Source organism: Clostridium sp. TJA085, assembly GCF_058310235.1.
Genome location: NZ_JBZEEZ010000001.1, coordinates 193,826 through 215,517 on the forward strand (window position 1 = coordinate 193,826; position 21,692 = coordinate 215,517).

General features: G+C 25.7%; 19 protein-coding genes. 18 read left to right on the plus strand and 1 reads right to left on the minus strand.

Features of this window, described 5'->3' with window-relative positions; all coding sequences use genetic code 11:
- Positions 1–124: 124 nt before the first annotated feature.
- From AC4FQW_RS00970 to AC4FQW_RS01015, 10 genes are all read left to right on the plus strand, one after another.
- Positions 125–571 (plus strand): hypothetical protein, encoded by a 447-nt coding sequence (locus tag AC4FQW_RS00970; RefSeq protein ID WP_491146810.1) that lies wholly within the window; start codon positions 125–127, stop codon positions 569–571.
- A 114-nt stretch (positions 572–685) separates the two neighbouring features.
- Positions 686–1,354, plus strand: a complete 669-nt coding sequence (locus AC4FQW_RS00975) for a PHP domain-containing protein (protein ID WP_491146811.1) — start codon at positions 686–688, stop codon at positions 1,352–1,354.
- A gap of 40 nt (positions 1,355–1,394) precedes the next feature.
- On the plus strand, positions 1,395–2,177 hold the full coding sequence (locus AC4FQW_RS00980; protein WP_491146812.1) for a dimethylarginine dimethylaminohydrolase family protein: 783 nt from the start codon (positions 1,395–1,397) through the stop codon (positions 2,175–2,177).
- 144 nt (positions 2,178–2,321) lie between these two features.
- Positions 2,322–4,073: a C40 family peptidase gene (locus tag AC4FQW_RS00985; protein WP_491146813.1), complete on the plus strand. Its 1,752-nt coding sequence runs from the start codon at positions 2,322–2,324 to the stop codon at positions 4,071–4,073.
- Positions 4,074–4,195: 122 nt separating this feature from the next.
- Positions 4,196–5,389: a hypothetical protein gene (locus tag AC4FQW_RS00990; protein ID WP_491146814.1), complete on the plus strand. Its 1,194-nt coding sequence runs from the start codon at positions 4,196–4,198 to the stop codon at positions 5,387–5,389.
- Positions 5,390–5,580: 191 nt separating this feature from the next.
- Positions 5,581–7,209 carry an NADH dehydrogenase subunit 6 gene (locus tag AC4FQW_RS00995; protein ID WP_491148132.1) on the plus strand — a complete coding sequence of 543 codons (1,629 nt, stop codon included), beginning with the start codon at positions 5,581–5,583 and terminating at the stop codon, positions 7,207–7,209.
- A gap of 751 nt (positions 7,210–7,960) precedes the next feature.
- Positions 7,961–8,332: a GntR family transcriptional regulator gene (locus tag AC4FQW_RS01000; protein ID WP_491146815.1), complete on the plus strand. Its 372-nt coding sequence runs from the start codon at positions 7,961–7,963 to the stop codon at positions 8,330–8,332.
- 11 nt (positions 8,333–8,343) lie between these two features.
- Positions 8,344–9,213 (plus strand): ABC transporter ATP-binding protein, encoded by an 870-nt coding sequence (locus AC4FQW_RS01005; protein WP_491146816.1) that lies wholly within the window; start codon positions 8,344–8,346, stop codon positions 9,211–9,213.
- A gap of 3 nt (positions 9,214–9,216) precedes the next feature.
- Positions 9,217–9,816: an ABC-2 transporter permease gene (locus AC4FQW_RS01010; RefSeq protein ID WP_491146817.1), complete on the plus strand. Its 600-nt coding sequence runs from the start codon at positions 9,217–9,219 to the stop codon at positions 9,814–9,816.
- A gap of 2 nt (positions 9,817–9,818) precedes the next feature.
- Complete coding sequence (locus AC4FQW_RS01015; protein ID WP_491146818.1) at positions 9,819–10,475, plus strand: ABC-2 transporter permease; 657 nt, start codon at positions 9,819–9,821, stop codon at positions 10,473–10,475.
- A 37-nt stretch (positions 10,476–10,512) separates the two neighbouring features.
- Here the strand turns inward: AC4FQW_RS01015 and AC4FQW_RS01020 are convergent, their stop codons facing one another.
- Positions 10,513–12,069, minus strand: a complete 1,557-nt coding sequence (locus AC4FQW_RS01020; protein WP_303127673.1) for an ABC-F family ATP-binding cassette domain-containing protein — start codon at positions 12,067–12,069, stop codon at positions 10,513–10,515.
- 161 nt (positions 12,070–12,230) lie between these two features.
- Between AC4FQW_RS01020 and AC4FQW_RS01025 the strand changes: the two genes are divergently transcribed.
- The 8 genes from AC4FQW_RS01025 (at position 12,231) to AC4FQW_RS01060 (ending at position 21,690) form a co-directional block, all read left to right on the plus strand.
- Positions 12,231–12,521, plus strand: coding sequence for a metal-sensitive transcriptional regulator (locus tag AC4FQW_RS01025; protein WP_303127662.1), 291 nt, complete (start codon positions 12,231–12,233; stop codon positions 12,519–12,521).
- 25 nt (positions 12,522–12,546) lie between these two features.
- Positions 12,547–13,524, plus strand: coding sequence for a calcium/sodium antiporter (locus AC4FQW_RS01030; protein WP_303127659.1), 978 nt, complete (start codon positions 12,547–12,549; stop codon positions 13,522–13,524).
- A gap of 211 nt (positions 13,525–13,735) precedes the next feature.
- Positions 13,736–14,428 (plus strand): FadR/GntR family transcriptional regulator, encoded by a 693-nt coding sequence (locus tag AC4FQW_RS01035; RefSeq protein WP_303127657.1) that lies wholly within the window; start codon positions 13,736–13,738, stop codon positions 14,426–14,428.
- A 221-nt stretch (positions 14,429–14,649) separates the two neighbouring features.
- Positions 14,650–16,170 (plus strand): L-lactate permease, encoded by a 1,521-nt coding sequence (locus AC4FQW_RS01040; protein WP_491146819.1) that lies wholly within the window; start codon positions 14,650–14,652, stop codon positions 16,168–16,170.
- 56 nt (positions 16,171–16,226) lie between these two features.
- The gene (locus tag AC4FQW_RS01045) at positions 16,227–18,638 is read left to right on the plus strand and encodes a glycyl radical protein (RefSeq protein WP_491146820.1); all 2,412 of its coding nucleotides are present in this window, start codon (positions 16,227–16,229) and stop codon (positions 18,636–18,638) included.
- 60 nt (positions 18,639–18,698) lie between these two features.
- Positions 18,699–19,628, plus strand: a complete 930-nt coding sequence (locus AC4FQW_RS01050) for a glycyl-radical enzyme activating protein (protein WP_491146821.1) — start codon at positions 18,699–18,701, stop codon at positions 19,626–19,628.
- 69 nt (positions 19,629–19,697) lie between these two features.
- On the plus strand, positions 19,698–20,486 hold the full coding sequence (locus AC4FQW_RS01055; RefSeq protein ID WP_303127646.1) for an electron transfer flavoprotein subunit beta/FixA family protein: 789 nt from the start codon (positions 19,698–19,700) through the stop codon (positions 20,484–20,486).
- A 13-nt stretch (positions 20,487–20,499) separates the two neighbouring features.
- A complete protein-coding gene (locus tag AC4FQW_RS01060) occupies positions 20,500–21,690 on the plus strand; it encodes an electron transfer flavoprotein subunit alpha/FixB family protein (protein ID WP_303127643.1) in 1,191 nt (396 codons plus the stop codon).
- Positions 21,691–21,692: the final 2 nt, after the last annotated feature.

Below are 21,692 nucleotides of genomic sequence, written 5' to 3' on the forward strand. Positions count from 1 at the left end.
CATAAAAGTAATATTAGTATATTATATACATTTGGTAAGTAAACGTTTCCTATGATAGGGATGAATATTAAAATAAACTTAAGGTAAAAATAACTTTTGTATTATTAAGTTAGGAGGAAAATATATGAGAAAACAGTTAAAAAAATACATAGTATTTATAGCCTTATTTTTAAGTATGTTTAGTATTTCTGCATCTGCTAACCAATTTAAAAATCTTATTATTATAGGAGAAGTTAAACAGGTAGAAGAATGTAAAGATACTAAAAATGTTAGAGTACTTATTGATGGATATTTAAAAGGATGCAATATATACAAAGGAAAGGTTATTCTTTTAATAAATAAAGATACTAAAATTTATACAGAGTGCAATAAACATACAAAGTGTGATTCTGTAAAGTGCGAAGTTGGAGACTATATATGTGCTTCATTAGATGAAAAGATGACTAAATCAAATCCACCTCAAGTAAATGCAAAGAAGATTTATATATCAAAAAGTAATATAAGATTAGAAAAGGAAACAGGTAGTAAAGAGGATATAGATGAAAAAGATATAAATAAAATAGAAAAATAAAAATTAACAAAAAAGCTAGAAGGAAGATGTTTCTTTATAGCTTTTTTATATGTACAATTTTATATATAGATGAATAAATTAATTGTATATGTAATTTTATAAGGAGAAATTGTTTTGAAAGGAGATTTTCACATACATTCTAGTTATTCAGATGGAGAATTATCTCCAAAAGAAATAGTTATATTAGCAAAAAGAGTTGGTTTAGATGTAATATCAATATCTGATCATAATACTGTAGATGGAGTAGAGGAAGCTATTAAGGAATCTAAAAAAGTAAATATTAAAGTTGTTCCAGCTATAGAGTTATCTACTAGATATAAAGGGAATAGAGTTCATATACTTGGATATTTTAATTCAAAAATATATAAAAATAAAAAGTTCCTAGATGGATTAAAACTTTTAAAGCTTAAAAAAATAAATGAATTTAAAAATAAAATTTTTAATGAAAAAGTCATTTCTAAGAAAAAGAGTAAAATTTCTTTAGAGGATGGAATTAAGTTTTTAAAAATGTTTAATGGTAAAGTTATATTAGCTCATCCTGCATGTTTGAGAAAAAGAATATTAAATGAAGTTTTAAAGTTTGACTTTGATGGAATAGAAGCAATACACTCTAGAAATACTATTAAAGATACAAAATACTTTTTGAATTTGGCAGAGGAAAATGGGTATATATATACAGCGGGTTCAGATTTTCATAAATTATTTGATAGTCATGATAAGCATGGGATGATAGGAAACGTTTATTTAGAATTAAAAAATATTGACAAATTATTTGGTTTTTGAAAGAATAATTAGTAATACTAGACAGAAGAGGAAGGTAAAAATGAGAGAAATAGATTATATTTTAATGAGATATCCAAGTTTTATAGATATAGATAATAATAATAGATATAGAAATAATTTTAGTAAAGAAAGGGCATTAGATAACTATAATAATTTACTTAATATATTAACTGAAGAAAATATTAAATTTAAGTTTTTAAATACAGAAAGATGTATTAGTGAGTTATTTACTAGAGATTTAGGATTTTCTTTAGGTAATATTATGTTTATATGCAATTTAAGAAATGCATCTAGAAAAAGTGAAACTAAAAAATTAATAAATTATATAGAAAGAAATAGAACAAATTACTATATATTTGAAAATAATATAGAGGGCGGGGATATTGTTATATGTGGTAATACAGTTTTTGTTGGAATAAGTCAAAGAACAACAGAAGCTGCAGTTTATGAATTAAGAGACTATGTAGAAGAAAAAAATTTAAAATATGAAATAGTTCCAATAAGATTTGATAGTGAAAATAACTTACATTTAGATTGTGTATTTAATTCTATAGATAGAAAGTCAGCAGTAGTAAGTGATTATGTATATGATATTGATGAAATAAAAAGTAGAATAAAAAATTTATATTATATATCAAAAGAGAGTGCAGATAACTTAGGGCCTAATTTTGTAGTTTTAGATAAAAAGAGAATAATAGCTACAGATATAGAAGTTACAAGAATATTAAGAAAAGCAGGTTATAAAGTTATATTTTGTGAATATGATGAAATAATTAAATTAGGTGGGAGTGTTTGCTGTAGTACATTACCAATGAGACTTTAATTTGCAAAAAATAAGTAATTTAGGTTAATAAGTTAACAAAATGTTTTAAATTGGAAAAAGAAATAAAAATTTCTTTAAAAATATGTTAAAATAAAGTAGAATTAATTTGTAAGGTGTTATACTTGGTTATATGGGAGTGATATAATGGATAAGAAAAAAATTGTGGCATTAATGCTTGCAACATCAGCTAGTGCTGGAACTATTTTACTTCATGATGGAGTTACTGCTCATGCAGATGAACATAAAGTAGGTTATGTTGTAAATGTTGAAACTAATCTTAGAGTAAGATCTAAACCAAATACAGATTCAAATATATTAGGATATTTACGTAATGGAGAAAAAGTAAATATTATTAAAAAAGTAGGAGCATGGTATGAAATTGACTTTAGAGGTCAGAAAGCTTATGCACATGGAGATTATATAAAAGAAGGTTCAAATAATTCAAGTCCAGAATCATCACAATCAGGAAAAGGAAAAGTGGTTAATGTATCATCAAGCCTTAGAATAAGAAGTGGTGCTGGAACTAATAATTCAATAGTTGGATATTTATATGAAGGAAATACTTTTGATATATTAGGAAAAAGTGGTTCATGGTATAAAATAAAGCATAATGGAATAACTGGATATGTTCATGAAGATTATGTAAGTAAAGTATCAGGAAGCAATAATAGTAGTAATAATAGTAGTAATAGTTCAAGTAATGAATCTTTAGGTGGAAAAGTTGGACAAGTAGTTAATGTATCATCAAGTCTTAGAATAAGAAGTGGTGCTGGAACTAATACTTCTGTTATTGGATATTTATATAACGGAGATAAGTTTAATATTACAGGAAAAAGTGGTGCTTGGTATAAAATAAATTCAAGAGGTACAAGTGGTTATATTCATAGTGATTATGTAAAAATAGTAGGCCAAGGAGAAGATAATTCATCAAGTAATAATAGTAGTGAAAGCAATAGCAATGTAGCTGGAAAAAGAGGACAAGTTATAAATATTTCATCTAACTTAAGAGTTAGAAATGCACCAAGTACAAGTAGCTCTGTTGTTGCGTATCTTTTATCAGGACAAACTTTTGATATATTAGGAAAAAGTGGTTCATGGTATAAAATAAAACATAACGGAACAACTGGATATGTTCATCAAGATTATGTAAAAATAGTTGGAAATTCAACAGTAGATAGTAATTCAAGTAATAATAGTAGCAGTGAGGCTTTAGGTGAATATGGAAAAGTAGTAAATGTATCAACAAGTTTAAGACTTAGACAGTCACCAAGTACAAGTAGTTCTGTTGTTGGATACTTATTCCCAGGAGAAACTTTTAAAATTACAGCAAGAAGTGGAAGCTGGTATAAAGTAAATGCAAATGGAAAAGTTGGTTATGCAAGTTCAGAATATATAAAAATAATTGATAAAAATGAAGTTAATAGTTCAGGATCTACATCAACATCAGCATCTTTTGAAACTGTGTTTAATATATTAAAACAACAGATAGGATCTCCATATATATGGGGAGGTAAAGGGGAAATAATAACACATGACAGTTTGAAAATGTTTAAAAATATGTTCCCTGATGCAGCAGCTGCTGGAAAATATAATATACCTTCTAAATATATAAATAATGGATATAGAGCATTTGATTGTTCAGGATTATTATATTGGGGATTTAGACAAATTGGAATAAATATTGGAGGATCAACATATTCACAAATAAATGCTGGTAGAGAAGTATCATTAAATGATGTAAGACCAGGTGATTTATTATTTTATGGAAATCTTCAACATGTTGGTATGTATATAGGAAATGGTCAATGGATTGAAGCTCCAAAATCACATGATTATGTTAAAATAGCAAGTGTTCCTTGGAGCCGTATAGGTAGAGCAAGAAGAATATTAAATTAAAATATTAAGCTTAGTTTTGTAAATAAAAAACTAAGCTTTTTTCATATATAAATATGGAAAAAAATTACATTAGAATATATAATATTGTGTAAGGGAATGTTTTTAAATTAAGGGGGATAAATATGGGGAATAAAATTGCATTAATAGGTTTTAATAATATTACAAAAAAGCTTTTATCTAATAAAAATATAGAAATATCAAAAATTTTAGTTAAAAATATTAATTCAATAAAGGAGTATGATATTAGTTTATTAGAAGATATTTTAATTACAAATATAAATGAAATACTAAAAGATGATGACATAAATTTAGTTGTGTATTTAGAGGAGAGTATTTTAACTTTAGATAATTTAATAAAATGTATAGAGAGTAGAAAGCATTTAATTATTTTAGAAAATAGTCTAAATTATAAAGATTATAAATTATTAAAAAAGATAGGTAATAAATTAAATGTTACTGTAAAATATAGTATAGATTCTTTAATTGATGGATTAAATTTTGATAAAAATAAAATAATTAGTATTTTTGGTATATTAGATAATATATCTAATAATATAATTAATATAATGGAAAATAATAACATAGATTTAATTGATGCAATAAATACTTATAAGAATAATTATAGTGAAAAATTTGATTTATTAAAACATATTGAAGGGGAATATTCAAAAAATAAGTTAAAATTTATTTCATCAAATGTATTAAATATTGATATTGAAGATGAAGAAATATATGTTGAAGGTATAGAAAATATAAGTAAATTAGATATTGAATATGCTGAAAAGTTTAATATGGCCATAAGGCTTTTAAGTATATTAAAATTTAAAAATAATAAATTAGAATTTAAAGTACATCCTTGTCTTATCTCAAAAAACAATAAATTATGCAATATATTAAAGCATGAAATTGGGTTATTAATTAATCATAAAGATTATGGTAATTTTATGATTTGTAATGAAATAGAAAATGATAAAATAAAAGCAGAATTAATTATAAATAATATAAAAAATATTAATTTAAATAATATAAAAAATAAAAATATTAATTTTAGAAATATTGAAGGGACTTATAACAAATATTATATAAGAATAAATATAAATAAAAATATTATAGGAAGTGTAATATCTATTTTAGGAGAATATGATATAAATATAGAGCATATAGAAAGTAGTTTTATAGATGATAATATTAGTAGTGTCATAATAATTACTGATAAATGCAAAGAAATACAAATAATTGATGCAATAGATTATATATATGAGTTAAGAAAATCTATAAAAATAAAAAATATAATAAGAATAGAAAATTTTGAATAATAGCTATGTTATCTAAAAGATAACATAGCTATTATTTTTTTTTATATATTTTAAAAAAATAATGAATAAATTTTATTAATATATAGTATTAAATATTACATTATGATATAATTGTAACAATATAATAAAAGGAGGAATATACCATGAATGGTAGAGGTGATTTTGAAGATATATTTGAAAATATATCTAAAATGAAAAATGCAAAAAATAGTTTTACGGAAAATATTAAAAATAAAACTGCTAAATTTAATCAATTTTTAAAATGGCTTTTAATTGCTTATTTATTATTGGGGGTAATATTATTATTTCAAAGTAAGCTTATACTTGATTTATCATTAAGTTTTTTTGTATTAATACTTCCCTTTATAGTTTGTAGCATAATTTATGGAGTTACACATTTTAGTAAAAAATACATTATGTCAGGAGTTATTGTATTTTTAATATATGTAGGACTTATGGTATTTTTTAGTCCAGTTATAAGTTATAAAAATCATAGAAATTTAATTGGACCGGTTGAATCAGTTGAATTTTCAAGTCAAATAGATCACATAGATTTAAAACAACTTCCTACAATAGATAAAGAGCTAGCAGATAAATTAGCTGACAAAAAACTTGGTGAAATACCAAGCCTTGGAAGCCAAGTTTATGTAGGTGATTTAACTCTTCAAAGTGTCAATGGAGAACTTTGTTATGTAGCACCTCTTGAACATTCATCACTTTTTAAATGGTTATCAAATATGGAAGGAACTGCGGGGTATGTAAAGGTTAGTGCAACTAATCAAAATGATGTACAGCTTGTAACAGAACTTGATGGAAAACCATTAAAGATAAAATATTTAGATTCAGCATATCTTTTTTCAGATTTAAATAGAGCAGCTTTTTTAAGGGACATGAAGAAAGCCCATACAGATTATACTTTTGAATTAGATGATAGTGGAAAGCCATACTGGGTAATAACAAGATATGATAATGCTATTGGAATTACAGAATATAAAGCAATAGGTGCTTTAATAATTGATGCACAAAGTGGTAAGTCAGAAGTTTATGATATAGATAATATGCCAAAATGGGTTGATAGAATACAACCAGATAGATTTATAAAAAATTATATTGATAAATGGGGTACATTAGTTCATGGAGTATTTAATTTTAGTGATAAAGATAAATTAGTATCAACAGATGGAATGAATCTTATTTATAACAAAAATGAATGTTATTATTATACTGGTATAACTTCTGTTGGAAATGATGAGGGATTAGTAGGGTTTACTTTAACTAACACTAGAACTGGAAAAACAACTATGTATAAAACATCAGGTGCAACTGAAACAGCTGCAATGAAGTCCGCTGAAGGAAAAGTTCAGCAATATAAATATACAGCTACATTCCCTTATTTAATAAATATTCAGAATGAACCAACGTATTTTATGACATTAAAAGATGCAAATGGATTAGTTAAAAATTATGCTATGGTTAATGTTAAAAATTACAATACTGTTGCAGTTGGAGATTCTCTTCAAGCAACATTAAATAAATATTTAGAAGTTTTAACTAACACAAACATTTCTTTGGAAGGAAGTAATAGCGCTAAAGTTATAGAAGGAGAAATAGAAAGAATAGGTCTTGTTATAAAAGAAGGAACTAGTATATATGATATTAAGCTTAAAGGTTCAGATAATATATATTCAGTATCAACAGAAACAGCTAGAGAAGTAGCTTTAAGTAGTGTTGGTGATAAGGTCAAAATAGAGTATATGAATGTAGGAGATAGTAAATATATAATAGTAAATTCATTTACTAACGGAAAAATAAATAAATAATATTAATTTTGAAAAAGTCTATGTGAATATTTCGCATAGACTTTTTTATAAATTAAATATTAACTAATTTATTATATTTATAAATAATTTAATAATAGAAGAATTAATAGATATCTTACTATAGAGACAGTAATACATGGAGTTTTTGCAAAGTCAAATTTATTTGTTAATGCATTCGTATTTGCGAAAGCCTGTATAGTCTCACTCATTACAAGTCCGAATTTTGATGATGCAAATAAAACTACATAATAAAATTTTAATATTTATATTAAATGTTATAAAATAATTGAACAATACTATAGTATAGTTTGTACAACAATCATTATTAAATCAAAAAGCTCTCATAATTTTAAGTTTATAAGATCCATTTTAAGAGTCATTTATAAAAAGAATGAAAGACTAATTCTACCTATTACTTCAATATAATTTTTTCCTTTGTGTAAAATTCAAATTGCTATTGCTACTAAATTTTAAATAGTAATATTAAAACCTAAATGTAACTTATAATAAGATTGGTATAAATTATATTTAATCATAATATAAATTGATTTTATTAAGATTTACATTTGATTTACCTGTTAATATAGCAATATATTTTAAGATGTATGCAATAAATGAAATATGTTTATTCATTTAAGTATAATACTGTAATGTAATACTGAAAGTTTGTAAAAATAATTGACAAAATTATTCAATGTGTATATACTGTATATAAAGTATATATACAGTATATATAAAGAGGGGTGAAAATTTGAACATAATAATTTCGAATACTTTAGGAATACCAATATATGAACAAATAGCAAAAGAGATTAAAAATGAAATAATATCAGGAAATTTAAAAGAAAATGAATTACTTCCATCAATAAGAAGTTTAGCAGCAGAACTTAGAGTTAGTGTTATTACTACAAAAAGAGCTTATGAGGAACTTGAAAGAGATGGATATATATACACAATTAGAGGAAAGGGGTCGTATGTTGCAGAGCAAAATAGAGAATTTTTAAAAGAGGCAAAGCTTAAAGAAATTGAAGATAAATTTATTGAAGCAATTAATATTTCAAATAGCATAGGGTTAGAATTTGATGAATTAATAGAAATACTTAAAACATTAAAAGAAATTTAAGGAGAGTTTTTATGGAAAATTATGATAATATATTAGAGTTAAAAAATGTCATTAAAAATTACAAATATTTTTCGTTAAAGGATATAACCTTTAATCTACCAAAAGGAATGGTAATGGGATTAATTGGACCAAATGGAGCAGGTAAAACAACATTAATTAAATCTATAATGGGACTTTTAAAGGTGAATTCTGGAGATATAAAAGTATTTAATAAAAATATTAAAGATAATGAAATTTTTATAAAGGATAAGATAGGTTTTGTTTATGATGATTGTTATGCTTTTGAAGAATTTTCTTTAGAAGAAAATAAAAAAATAATATCATCATTTTATTCAAAATGGAATGAGGAAAAATATAAAAATTATATAAAAATATTTAATTTAAATAGTAAAAAGAAGCTGAAAGAATTATCAAAGGGACAAAAGATGAGATTTTCTTTAGCTATTGCACTTTCACATAGTGCAGAACTTTTAATATTAGATGAACCAACATCAGGACTTGATCCTGTATTTAGAAGTGAGCTTTTAGATATTTTATTTAATCTTATTGGAGAAGAAGAAATTTCAATATTATATTCTACTCATATAACTAATGATTTAGAAAAATTAGCTGATTATATAACATTTATAAATGATGGAAAATTACAATTTTCTATAGAAAAAGATACTCTTTTGGATAATCATTTCTTAGTTAAAGGGCCTTTAGATATATTAGATAAAAGTATAGAAAGTAAGTTTATAGGGGTTAAGAGAAATAAATATAATTTTGAAGGTTTAACAGATAATAAGATATGTGTAAAAGAATTAGGGGATAAAGTTATTTTAGAAAAGGCTAATTTAGACGATATAATAGTTTATTATTCTAAACATAAAGAGGTGTAATTTATGAGCGAATTATTAAGGATAGAATTTTTAATTCAAAAGAACTATATAAAAAGCTTAGTTATAAGCATTATTGTAATTTTATGCAGTTTTACTTTAAGTAATTCTATAAATAATATTCAGTTTATGTCTATATTTTTTACTTTTTATTTCATAATAGTTTCAATTCAAATAGAAAAAAGAAATAAATTCAATATTTATTTAAATTCCTTGCCAATTAAAAAAGAGAAATATGTTTTATCAAAATATTTAAGTTCTATTATTTATATTATATTAACTAATATACTTTTTCTTATAATATCATTGTTTTTTAATTTTATTTTTAATAGAACTATGTCTACATGTTTTTCAAATATAATTACAACCCTTTCAATACAATTTTTGTATGCTTCAATTATACTTCCAGTTTTTATAAATATAAATTATAAATATATAAAATTTTTTAATGTAGCATTTTCGGTGATTACAGTAATATTCTTAATGGAAATGCAAATTAAAACAACCTTATTTATAAATAATTTTAAATTTTTAATTTTTAGTATAATAGTATTTTTAATATCTTTAATGCTTTCAATATTTATCTTTAAAAGAAGGGATGTTTAATAATGAATAATTTAGTTTTAAAAGATATAAAAATACAGACTAAAATATATATAGTGTATATTTTATTTTTAATATTTTTAATAGCTTTAATTATAAAAAATAGAGAAAATAATTTATATGTTAATTTGCATGCTATTATGACTATAGTTTTTTCTTTTTCTTTTTCTTTATTAAGTATAAGTTTTATAATAGCGAAAACTTCTGGGAATAATATAAACAAGCTTTTAAAATCATTACCAATAAAAGCGGAAGAAATTGTACTTGGTAAAATTAAAACAACTATATCTATATTTTTTATATACTATATACCTGTTTTGTTAATCCAAGTGATAGTAAATAATATATTAAATATAAGTTTTTTAAGTAACATGTATATTATGATATTTTCATTTATAATATTTTATATAGTTGCATTGACTAATTTATTTTCAGCTTTACTATTTCCAAATAGTAATATAAATTTTTATATTAGGTTATTTTCAGTTTTAATATCTATATTTTTAATTGGGAATATTGTATCAAGTGATATAGAAGTAAATACGCTATTTATTGTAAATAATTTAAATATTATTGCTTTATGTTTAATAATAATTTTAATTGTATTATCTATTATTTCATATAAAGTTGTATCAAAAAAGTTTAATAATTTAAATTTATAAAAAAGAGTTAGCTAAATTTTAGCTAACTCTTGAAATTTTATATTATTTTTGTAGTCCAATCTTCACAATTCCAAATTTCTGTAACTATATCTTTATAAAATTCAGGTTCGTGAGATACTAAAAGTATCGTTCCTTTATATTCTTTTAAAGCTCTTTTAAGTTCATCTTTTGCATCAACATCTAAGTGGTTTGTAGGTTCGTCAAATATTAAAATATTTGTTTCTGTATTTAATATTTTACAAAGTCTAACTTTTGCAGCTTCACCACCAGATAAAACTCTAATTTTAGATTCAAGTTGTTTTGTTGTAAGACCACATTTTGCAAGAGCTGATCTTATTTCATATTGAGTTTTGCTTGGAAATTCTTCCCAAACTTCTTCGATACAAGTATTATTGTTATCTTCTCTATCTTCTTGTTCAAAGTATCCTATTTGTTGATAATCACCTAAATGGACTTTACCACTTAAAGGCTTAACTTTTCCAAGTAAACTTTTTAAAAGAGTAGATTTACCAAGACCATTAGCTCCAACTAACGCTATTTTTTGACCTCTTTCCATATATAGATTAAGTGGTTTTGTAAGAGGTTTATCATATCCTATAACTAAATCTTCAGTTTCAAATATAACTTTTCCAGAAGTTTTTCCATATTTAAAATTAAATTCAGGTTTTGGTTTTTCTTTAGTAAGTTCTATTCTTTCCATTTTATCTAGTTTCTTTTGTCTAGATTTGGCCATACCAGTTGTTGCTACATTAGCTTTATTTCTGGCAACGAAATCTTCAAGTCTTGCAATTTCTTTTTGTTGTTTTTCATAGGCTATTTCAAGTCTCTTTTTATTTTCATCATAAATTCTCTTAAATTCATAGTAATCCCCAACATATCTTGTAAGTTTTCTTTCCTCAACATGATATATTAAGTTTACAACATCATTTAAGAATGGAATATCATGAGATATAAGTATAAATGCATTTTCATAATTTTGTAAATATCTTTTAAGCCATAATATATGTTCTTCATCTAAGTAGTTAGTAGGCTCATCTAAAAGTAATATATCTGGATTTTGAAGAAGTAATTTACCTAAAAGAATTTTAGTTCTTTGTCCTCCTGATAAATCGTCAACATCTTTATCAAGACCTAAATCTAAAAGACCAAGACCTTTAGCAACCTCATCAACTTTAGCATCTATCATATAAAAACCATTATTATCAAGCATATCTTGAATTGTTGCAGTTCTTTCAAGCATTTTATTAAGTTCATCTTCTGAAACTTCACCCATTTTTTCATATAAACAATTCATTTCAGCTTCTAAATCAAATAAATATTTAAATGCATCTCTTAGTGCATCTCTTATTGATGTACCTTTTGTTAATACTGCGTGTTGATCCATATAACCAACTCTAACATTATTAGACCATATAACTTTACCTTCATCTGGCATTAGTTTACCAGTAATTATATTCATAAAAGTAGACTTACCTTCTCCGTTTGCTCCGATAAGTCCAACATGTTCGCCTTTTAATAATCTAAAAGAAACATCTTCAAATATAGCTCTATCTCCAAAGCCATGATTCATATTTTTAACAATAACTATACTCATTTTTTCCTCCTAAAAATATATTGCTAACAATAAGTTTAATGGTAGTATAATATTTTGTAAAGAAAAAGTGTACAATATTAATGACTTTCAAAAAATAGAAAAATAATGTATTATATTATAATAAGAATAAATACCGTAGGGAGGTATAAGGAGGACAACGTATGGATAATGATATATTAACTTTTGATGAGCATAATGAAAAGCTTAGAAAAGATATAATGAACAGATTAAGAAGAATAGAAGGGCAAGTTAAAGGGATACAAGGTATGATGGAAAAGAATGCTTGCTGTGGTGATGTTCTTGTTCAAATAGCAGCTATAAGATCTGCAATTAATAATGTTGGTGGACTTATTATAGAAAATTATGCAATAAATTGCTTAGGATTAGATGATGAAGATGAGCAAAAAAAAGTAAAAGTTTTAGTTAAAAAAATAAATAGTTTTGTTAAATAAGTTTTATTAGAAAGGGAATTTTAATATGACAAATTTTATATATGTGGTGTTATTAATAGTAGGGTTTATCCTTTTAATAAAAGGAGCAGATATATTTGTTGATGGAGCATCTAGTATAGCAAAAAAAGCTGGAATACCTTCTGTTATAGTAGGGCTTACGATAGTGTCACTTGGAACAAGTGCTCCTGAACTTGCCGTTAGTTCAATTTCAGCATTTCAAGGTAATAATGGTATAGCAATTGGTAATGTACTTGGTTCTAATATATTTAATACTTTAGTAGTTTTAGGTGGAACTGCAATTGCTAGAACCTTAATAATAAAGAAAAATGTAATTAGAAGAGATTTTTTTATAAATATTTTAGTAATATTAGCTTTATATTTTGTTTGCTTTGGATTTTCAATTGATGGAAAAGACGGAATTATAACTAGATTAGATGGTATAATTTTATTGATATTTGCAATTATTTATACAATATTTTTAATATTAAGTGCAAAAAAAGGAAGATCAAATTCTGAAGATATTAAAGAATTTAACAATATTAAAACTTTACCTAATGTTATAAAAGTTATTGTTGGAATTTTAGCTATTATTTTAGGAGGAAAGCTTGTTGTAGATTCAGCATCTCAAATAGCTTACTCTATAGGGATGAGTGAAAAATTAGTTGGACTTACAATTGTTGCGGTAGGAACATCACTTCCAGAACTTGTAACATCAATAGTTGCAGCTCTTAAAGGAGAAACAGAGATAGCAATTGGAAATGTATTAGGATCTAACATATTTAATATACTTTTAATATTAGGACTGTCTTCTACAATAAACCCAATTGTTGCTTCTGGAAATTTATCTATAGATTTATTATTTTTAATAATATCAACTTTAATAATAGGGGCTATTATATTTATAAATAATAAAGAAAATATAAAAAAATTAAATAGAATAGAAGGAACATTTTTAGTTCTTTTATATGTAGGATATCTATCCTATATAATTATAAGAAACTAAATTTTAGCTTGCATTTTATGCAAGCTTTTTTTATTATGTAATTTTTAATTATATTTATACATTTAAATGATTTAGTAAACAAAGTATATAATATATTAAATATTAGATTAAAAGGTAAATGTATATACATTATATATACATTTATGCTATTAATATATTTATAGAATATAAAATAAGTTAAAATAATAAATAATAAAGGAGATGAATAAGGATGAATAGTTCAACAAAAAGCACAAAGGTTTATGAGCAGGTAGTAGAACATATAAAAAATATGGTTGAAGATGGTGAACTTAAAATGGGAGAAAAGTTACCAACAGAAAGAGCTATGGCAGAAGATCTGAGTGTAAGTAGGGCTTCAATAAGAGAAGCTATAAGATCTCTTGAAGTAATCGGTTTAATAGAAAGCAAACAAGGTGCGGGAAATTATATAAAAAAAGATTTTAATGATATACTTTTAGAGCCATTATCAATGATGTTTATGTTAAAACAAGGATCATCAATGGATATATATGAACTTAGAGAAGTTTTAGAACTTTCTACTATAATGTTATCAGCTAAAAGAATAAATGAAAAAGAACTTGAAAAATTAAAGAATTTAATTAATATGTTTAAGGAAAGTGATATAGAATCGAACAATGTAATTATAGATAAAGAATTTCACTATACTATAGTAAAAGCAGCTAACAATGAACTTATAACAAATCTTTTAAATGTAGTATCACAATTAATGGACAAGTTTATAACTGACTTAAGAAAAAATATATTAGAAAGTAGTGAAAATAAAGAGAAATTATTAGACTTACATGAAAGAATTTATCTTGCACTTGAGGCAAAAGATGATTATAAAGCGTATATAGCACTTAAAGAACACTTTAAATTAATAAAAGAATATATAAAGTGTTAAATAATTAACAAAGTAATAAGGAAACTAATGGAAATTAAAAGTTAATAATTTGTTCTTAAAAGGGAGTCATATTTGATGACTCCCTTATTTTTTGTTAATACGTTTACAAAAAATATGTGTTAAAAAAATAACAATACTGGAAATACCTAGAATAAAGGAGTACAATAAAATTGAAAATTGGTCATACCACCTAGTTAGTATATATAATGAAGGAGGAAATGATGAATATTTATTTAAAATTTATAATTGCATTATTACCAATAATTCTGCTTATGGTAGCACTTGGTGTATTTAAAGTTGCAGGATATAAAATTTGTCCTATAACTTTAATAGTTACTATAATACTTTCGATTACTATTTGGAAAATGCCGTTTGATATGTCATTATCAGCAGCATTAGAAGGCATAGCACTTGCTATTTGGCCTATAATGATAGTAATTATAGCTGCGGTATTTACTTATAATTTGTCGTTGCATACTGGTAGTATGGAAATCATTAAAAAAATGATGATGGAAATAACTACTGATAAAAGAATTCTGGTATTAATTCTTGCATGGGGATTTGGAGGATTTTTAGAAGCTATTGCAGGGTTTGGAACTGCTGTTGCTATACCAGCTAGTATAATGGCTGGGCTTGGATTTAATCCACTTTTTGCGGCAATAATTTGTTTAATAGCAAATACAACTCCTACAGCATTTGGAGCTATAGGGCTTCCAGTAACAACTCTTGCTCAAGTAGCTAATTTAAATGTAAACGAATTATCCTATGCAGTAAGTATTCAATTATTTCTATTTATTATTGTAGTTCCAATTATATTAGTTATGATAACAGGAAAGTCGGTTAAGGCAATAAAAGGAGTTTTAGGAATTTCATTAGTTTCAGGAATATCCTTTGCATTACCACAAGTTTTAATTGCTAAGTATATTGGAGCTGAATTACCAGCTATATTAGGCTCAATTCTTTCAATGGCTTTAACGGTTTTAGTTGCTAAATTATTTTATAAAGAATCAGCAAGTAAAAATCATAGTTTAACTACAAAAAAGAAGATTTGGGCTTGGACGCCATTTATATTAGTATTTTTATTTATATTTTTCACTTCATCACTTTTCCCATTTATTAATGAAAAGTTATCCTTAGTGAAAACATCAATAAAAATTTACAGAGGAACTGGTGCAAAGCCTTATACATTTTTATGGCTTGCAACTCCAGGAACACTAATAATAATAGCAACATACATAGGAGGAATAATTCAAGGTGCAAAATTTAAAGAGATATCATTAGTTCTTCTCAAAACATGTAAACAAATGGGTAAAACGGCCATAACAATAATGTCTATAGTAGCTTTAGCTAAAGTTATGGGCTATAGTGGAATGATTAAATCAATGTCAATAGTATTAGTAGCAATAACAGGAGGATTTTATCCAATAATTGCACCATTAATAGGGGCACTTGGAACCTTTGTAACAGGTAGCGATACTTCTGCAAACGTTTTATTTGGGGAGCTTCAAGTTGAAGTTGCAAAAACTTTACACTTGAATTCATATTGGCTTGCTGCAGCAAATACTTGCGGAGCAACTGCTGGTAAAATGATATCTCCTCAAAGTATAGCAGTTGCTACTGCTGCAACAGGTCTTGTTGGAGAAGAAGGAAAAATATTAAATTCAACACTTAAGTTTTGCTTGGTATTTGTAATATTGTTTGGACTTTTAACTTATTTATTAGGTCCCGTATTTGGGTTTTAATTTAAAAAAATAAAAATAATTAAAATTAATTATTTTAAAAGATAGGGGAGATTTAAGTGGAAACTTTACAAAGAGGATTTGAAAAACCTACAAAGAGAGTGGAAATTTTAAAAGAAGAAATTTTATCTGCTTTTCCTGAAATTGAAGTAGATAGAGCTAGAATTTTAACTGATTCTTTCAAGAAAACAGAAAATGAACCTATAATAATAAGAAAAGCAAAAGCGTTAAAAGCTCTTTTAGAAAAAATGCCTATAACAATAAGAAATGGAGAACTTATTGTTGGAAGTTTAACTAAAAATCCAAGATCAGCTCAAGTTTATCCAGAATTTTCAAACAAATGGCTTGTAGATGAATTCGATAAATTAGAGAAAAGAACATCAGATGCATTTAAAATTTCAGAAGAAACTAAAAGTGAATTGAAAGAAATATTTAAGTACTGGGATGGTAAAACTGTTAGTGAACTCGCTACAGCTTATATGCCAGAATCAACAAAAAATGCAATGAAAGCTAATGTATTTACTGTTGCAAATTATCATTTTAATGGTCTTGGTCATATATCAGTTGATTATGAAAAAGTTTTGAAAAACGGATTTTCTGGAATAATTAAAGAGGTAAAAGAACAAATTAAAAAGTCAAAAGAAAGTGATCCAGAATATATTCATAAGAAAATGTTTTGGGATGCTATTTTAATTTGTTGTAATGCAGCAATTGATTATGCACATAGATATTCAAATCTTGCAAAAGAATTAGCAAGTAAAGAAAAAGATGAAACAAGGAAAAAAGAATTATTAGAGATATCAAGAATTTGTAATAAGGTTCCTGAATATCCAGCTGAAACTTTTTATGAAGCTTGTCAATCTTTTTGGTTCATTCAATTAATAATTAGTTTAGAATCAAATGGCCATGCTATTTCTCCAGCACGTTTTGACCAATATATGTATCCTTTTTACAAAAAAGATTTGGAAAATTCAGAAAAATTAAAAGATTTTGATAGAGAAGTGCTTCATTGCTTATGGGTTAAGTTTAATGAATTAACAAAAGTTCGTGATGAAACTACAACTAAAGCCTTTAGTGGATATTCAATGTTCCAAAATTTAATTGTTGGTGGACAAACTCCTGATGGAAAGGATGCAACAAATGATTTAACTTATTTGTGTATGGATGCAACAGGAAGTTTAAAATTACCACAGCCATCTTTATCAGTTAGGGTTTGGAATAATTCACCTGATGAATTTTTAATAAGAGCATGCGAAGTAGCTAGATTAGGAACTGGATTACCTGCTTTTTATAATGATGAAGTAATAATTCCTATGCTTGTAAATCAAGGATTAACTTTAGAAGATGCAAGAGATTATGGAATAGTTGGATGTGTTGAGCCACAAAAACCTGGTAAAACAGATGGATGGTATGATGCAGCATTCTTTAACTTAGCTAAAGTATTAGAAATTGCAATTAATGATGGAACTGAAAATGGAAAGAAAGTTGGATCAACTACTAAAAGTTTTGCTGAGTTTGAAAGTATTGACGATTTAATTGAAGCATATAAAAAACAAATACATTTCTTTGTTAACCATATGGTAGCAGCAGATAACTGCGTAGATATTGCACATAGAGAAAGAGCTCCACTTCCATTTTTATCATGTATGTTAGATGATTGTATTTCTTTAGGAAAATCAATACAAGAAGGTGGAGGACATTATCGCTTCTCAGGTCCTTTAGGAGTTGGTGTAGCTAATGTCGGAAATTCATTTATGGCAATAAAAAAATTAGTATTTGATGAAAAGAAAATTTCTTTAGAAGAATTAAAAGAAGCACTTAATAGTAATTTTGGTAAAGATTTAGAAGATAAAGACAAAAAAATGAAATATGAAAATATTAGACAAATGCTTTTAAATAGAGCACCTAAGTTTGGTAATGATATAGACGAAGTAGATGAATATACAAGGGAAGGTTCTCTTATATATTGTGAAGAAGTTCTTAAACATTATAATCAACGTGGTGGAAGATTTTTACCAGGATTATATCCAGTATCAAATAATGTACATTTAGGTTCATTAGTTGGTGCAACACCTGATGGTAGAAATTCAGGAGAACCAATTGCAGATGGAGTTTCTCCAACTAGAGGAACTGATGTGAATGGACCAACAGCAGCTGCAAATTCAGTAGCAAAATTAGATCATTTTAGTGCTCCAAGTGGAACATTACTAAATCAAAAATTTAATCCTTCAACACTTGAAGGTGATAATGGTCTTAAAAATTTAATGAATTTAATTAGAAGCTATTTTGATAAAAAGGGAATGCATATGCAATTTAATATAATAAGTAAAGAAACTTTACTTGAAGCACAAAAGCATCCTGAAAAATATAGAGACTTAATAGTTAGAGTTGCAGGATATAGTGCTCAATTTATATGCTTAGATAAAGGTGTTCAAGATGACATTATAAAAAGAACAGAATTAGAATTATAAGTTTTATAATATTAATTTTATAAATTAAATATAAAAATTTACTTAAGAAGGGTAAATAATATGAGCAATATACTTAACAATGAAGAAAAAGGTTTAATATTTAATATACAGAGATTTTCAGTAAATGATGGACCAGGACTTAGAACAATTGTTTTCTTTAAAGGATGTCCATTGAGATGTTTATGGTGTAGTAATCCAGAGTCTCAACATAAATTTGAAGAATTGATGTTTAATAGTAAAAACTGTATAGGTTGCCATAACTGTGAAAATACATGCGAGCATGATGCTATAGATTTTAAAAATAATTATATAATAAATAAAGAAAAATGTATCAACTGTAAGGAATGTTTAGATGTATGTTATTCTAATTCTTTAGTAGAAGTTGGTGAATATAAAACTATAAAAGAAGTATTAGATATAGTAAAAAAAGATTTTGTACAATTTAGGAGATCAGGAGGTGGAATTACCTTATCAGGAGGTGAGCCTTTAATGCAACCTAAATTTGCAAGAGAATTACTTAAATGCTGTAAGCAATCTTTAATAAATACAGCAATAGAAACAACTGCTTATGCGGATGAATCTGCTATAAATGAAGTTTTTCCTTTTGTGGATTTAGCATTAATAGATATTAAAAGCATAAATGATGAAAAACATATAAAATTTGTTGGACAAAGTAATAAAAAAATACTTAATAATATAAGGTTAATAGATAATTTATGCAAAAATATAATAATAAGAGTTCCTATAATTCCAAATTTTAATTGTGATGAGGAAAGTGTTAGAGAAATAGCTAAGTTTTCAAAATCTATAAAGAATTTAGTTGAAATTCATATATTACCTTATCACAGATTAGGAGTAAATAAATATGAATGTTTAGGAATAGATTATAAAATGTCAGAAAATATAGTTAGTCCTAATAAAGAAACTATGGAAAAACTAAAAAATATTGTAGAAAAAGAAGGTATAAAGTGTAATATAGGAGCTGTTTAAAATCTGATATTACTGTAAACGTTATTAGTAGCTTGTATATTACTTTAAAATAGAAAGGTGTGAAAATTTATGAATACTATAGTTTGTATTAAACAAGTACCAGGAACATCAAAAGTTGAAGTTGATGAAAAAACAGGAGTATTAAAAAGGGATGGAATAGATACAAAAATGAATCCTTATGATTTATATGCCTTAGAAACTGCATTAAATATAAAAGAAGAAAAAGGTGGAGTTATAAAGGTAATAAGCATGGGACCACCTCAAGCTATGGAAGTAATAAAAGAAGCTTTTGCAATGGGAGCTGATGAAGGAACTTTAGTTTCAGATAGAAAATTTGCAGGAGCTGATGTACTTGCAACATCTTATACACTATCACAAGGAATAAGACAATGTGGAGATTTTGATTTGATAATTTGTGGTAAACAAACAACTGATGGAGATACAGCACAGGTTGGACCTGAAATGGCAGAATATCTACAAATTCCTCATGTTGCAAATGTAAGAAAAATATTAAAAGTAAGTGATGATTTTATAACAGTGGAAATGGACATGCCAAATACAATAGAAATTGTAGATGTTAAATACCCATGTCTTATAACAGTAGAAAAAGATATATTTGAACCAAGATTACCTTCATATAAAAGAAGTTTAGAGTCTAAGGATAGAGAAATAAGAGTTATATCTTTAAAGGATTTTGAAGATAAAAATGAAAAAAAATATGGATTAAATGGATCTCCTACTCAAGTTGAAAGAATATTCCCACCAGAATCAAATGATGACCATGAAATGTGGACAGGTAGTTCAGATGAGATAAGTGAAAAAATGACTAAAAAATTAAAGGAATTAAAGTTTATTTAAGGGGGAGTAAATTATGGCAAAGTTAGTAATAAATCAAGATAAAGTAGGCAACATAGAAGAAATTATAAAAATTTGTCCATTTGGTGCTTTAGAAGAAAAGGACGGAAAACTTGAAATAAATGCAAATTGTAAAATGTGTAAAATGTGTGTAAGAAAAGGTCCTAAAGGAGCAGTAGAATACGTAGAGGAAGAAGTAGTTAAAATAGATAAAAGCAAATGGAATGGAGTAGCTGTATATGTAGACCATGTAGATGGAGATATACACCCAGTTACATTTGAATTAATTGGTAAGGCAAAAGAACTTGCAGATAAGGTAAATCAAAAAGTTTATTGTTTATTTATAGGAAGTAATATAAAAGAAAAAGCAGAAGAATTATTACACTATGGTGTAGATGAAGTAATGGTATATGATAAAAAAGAACTTAAAAACTTCAGAATAGAACCATATGCAGCAGTAGTTGATGACTTTATAAAGAAGGTTAAACCAGCTGTGCTTCTTGTTGGTGCAACAACAGTTGGTAGATCATTAGCTCCAAGAGTTGCTGCAAGATGTAGAACTGGGTTAACAGCAGACTGTACAATATTAGATATAAAAGAAAATACAGATTTAGTTCAAATAAGACCAGCATTTGGTGGTAATATAATGGCCCAAATAGTAACTCCAAATTCAAGACCACAACTTGCAACAGTTAGATATAAAGTAATGTCAGCACCTGAAAGAAGTGAAAATGTTAGTGGTAAATTAACAATATGTGATATAGATTCTTCAAAATTAAATTCAAATATAGAAGTAAAAGAAGTTGTTGAAAAGGAAAAAGAACATAGTATATCAGAAGCTGATGTATTAGTAGTTGCAGGTAGAGCTGTAAAATCAGAAAAGGATATGGAAATGATACAAGAACTTGCAGATTTATTAGGTGGAGAAGTTGCAGTAACAAGACCATTAATAGAAGCTGGATGGGAAGATGCTAAAAAGCAAGTTGGATTAAGTGGTAGAACTGTAAGACCAAAGCTTATAATAACTTGTGGTGTATCTGGAGCTGTACAATTTACAGCAGGTATGAATAATTCAGATTATATATTTGCAATAAACAAAGATGAAAAGGCACCAATATTTAAAGTAGCTCACTATGGAATAGTTGGAGATATATATGAAATAGTTCCAAAATTAATAGAAGAAATAAAGGAAAGCAAGGGGGAATAATC

Bases quoted from the DNA above. Each gene is read 5' to 3' on its own strand.
- AC4FQW_RS01055 (WP_303127646.1), top strand. From the start codon at position 19,698: ATGAATACTATAGTTTGTATTAAACAAGTACCAGGAACATCAAAAGTT.
- AC4FQW_RS01005 (WP_491146816.1), top strand. From the start codon at position 8,344: ATGGAAAATTATGATAATATATTAGAGTTAAAAAATGTCATTAAAAAT.
- AC4FQW_RS00990 (WP_491146814.1), top strand. From the start codon at position 4,196: ATGGGGAATAAAATTGCATTAATAGGTTTTAATAATATTACAAAAAAG.
- AC4FQW_RS00980 (WP_491146812.1), top strand. From the start codon at position 1,395: ATGAGAGAAATAGATTATATTTTAATGAGATATCCAAGTTTTATAGAT.
- AC4FQW_RS01060 (WP_303127643.1), top strand. From the start codon at position 20,500: ATGGCAAAGTTAGTAATAAATCAAGATAAAGTAGGCAACATAGAAGAA.
- AC4FQW_RS01035 (WP_303127657.1), top strand. From the start codon at position 13,736: ATGAATAGTTCAACAAAAAGCACAAAGGTTTATGAGCAGGTAGTAGAA.
- AC4FQW_RS00985 (WP_491146813.1), top strand. From the start codon at position 2,322: ATGGATAAGAAAAAAATTGTGGCATTAATGCTTGCAACATCAGCTAGT.
- AC4FQW_RS01015 (WP_491146818.1), top strand. From the start codon at position 9,819: ATGAATAATTTAGTTTTAAAAGATATAAAAATACAGACTAAAATATAT.
- AC4FQW_RS01020 (WP_303127673.1), bottom strand. From the start codon at position 12,069: ATGAGTATAGTTATTGTTAAAAATATGAATCATGGCTTTGGAGATAGA.
- AC4FQW_RS01010 (WP_491146817.1), top strand. From the start codon at position 9,217: ATGAGCGAATTATTAAGGATAGAATTTTTAATTCAAAAGAACTATATA.
- AC4FQW_RS01025 (WP_303127662.1), top strand. From the start codon at position 12,231: ATGGATAATGATATATTAACTTTTGATGAGCATAATGAAAAGCTTAGA.
- AC4FQW_RS01030 (WP_303127659.1), top strand. From the start codon at position 12,547: ATGACAAATTTTATATATGTGGTGTTATTAATAGTAGGGTTTATCCTT.
- AC4FQW_RS00970 (WP_491146810.1), top strand. From the start codon at position 125: ATGAGAAAACAGTTAAAAAAATACATAGTATTTATAGCCTTATTTTTA.
- AC4FQW_RS00995 (WP_491148132.1), top strand. From the start codon at position 5,581: ATGAAAAATGCAAAAAATAGTTTTACGGAAAATATTAAAAATAAAACT.
- AC4FQW_RS01050 (WP_491146821.1), top strand. From the start codon at position 18,699: ATGAGCAATATACTTAACAATGAAGAAAAAGGTTTAATATTTAATATA.
- AC4FQW_RS01040 (WP_491146819.1), top strand. From the start codon at position 14,650: ATGAATATTTATTTAAAATTTATAATTGCATTATTACCAATAATTCTG.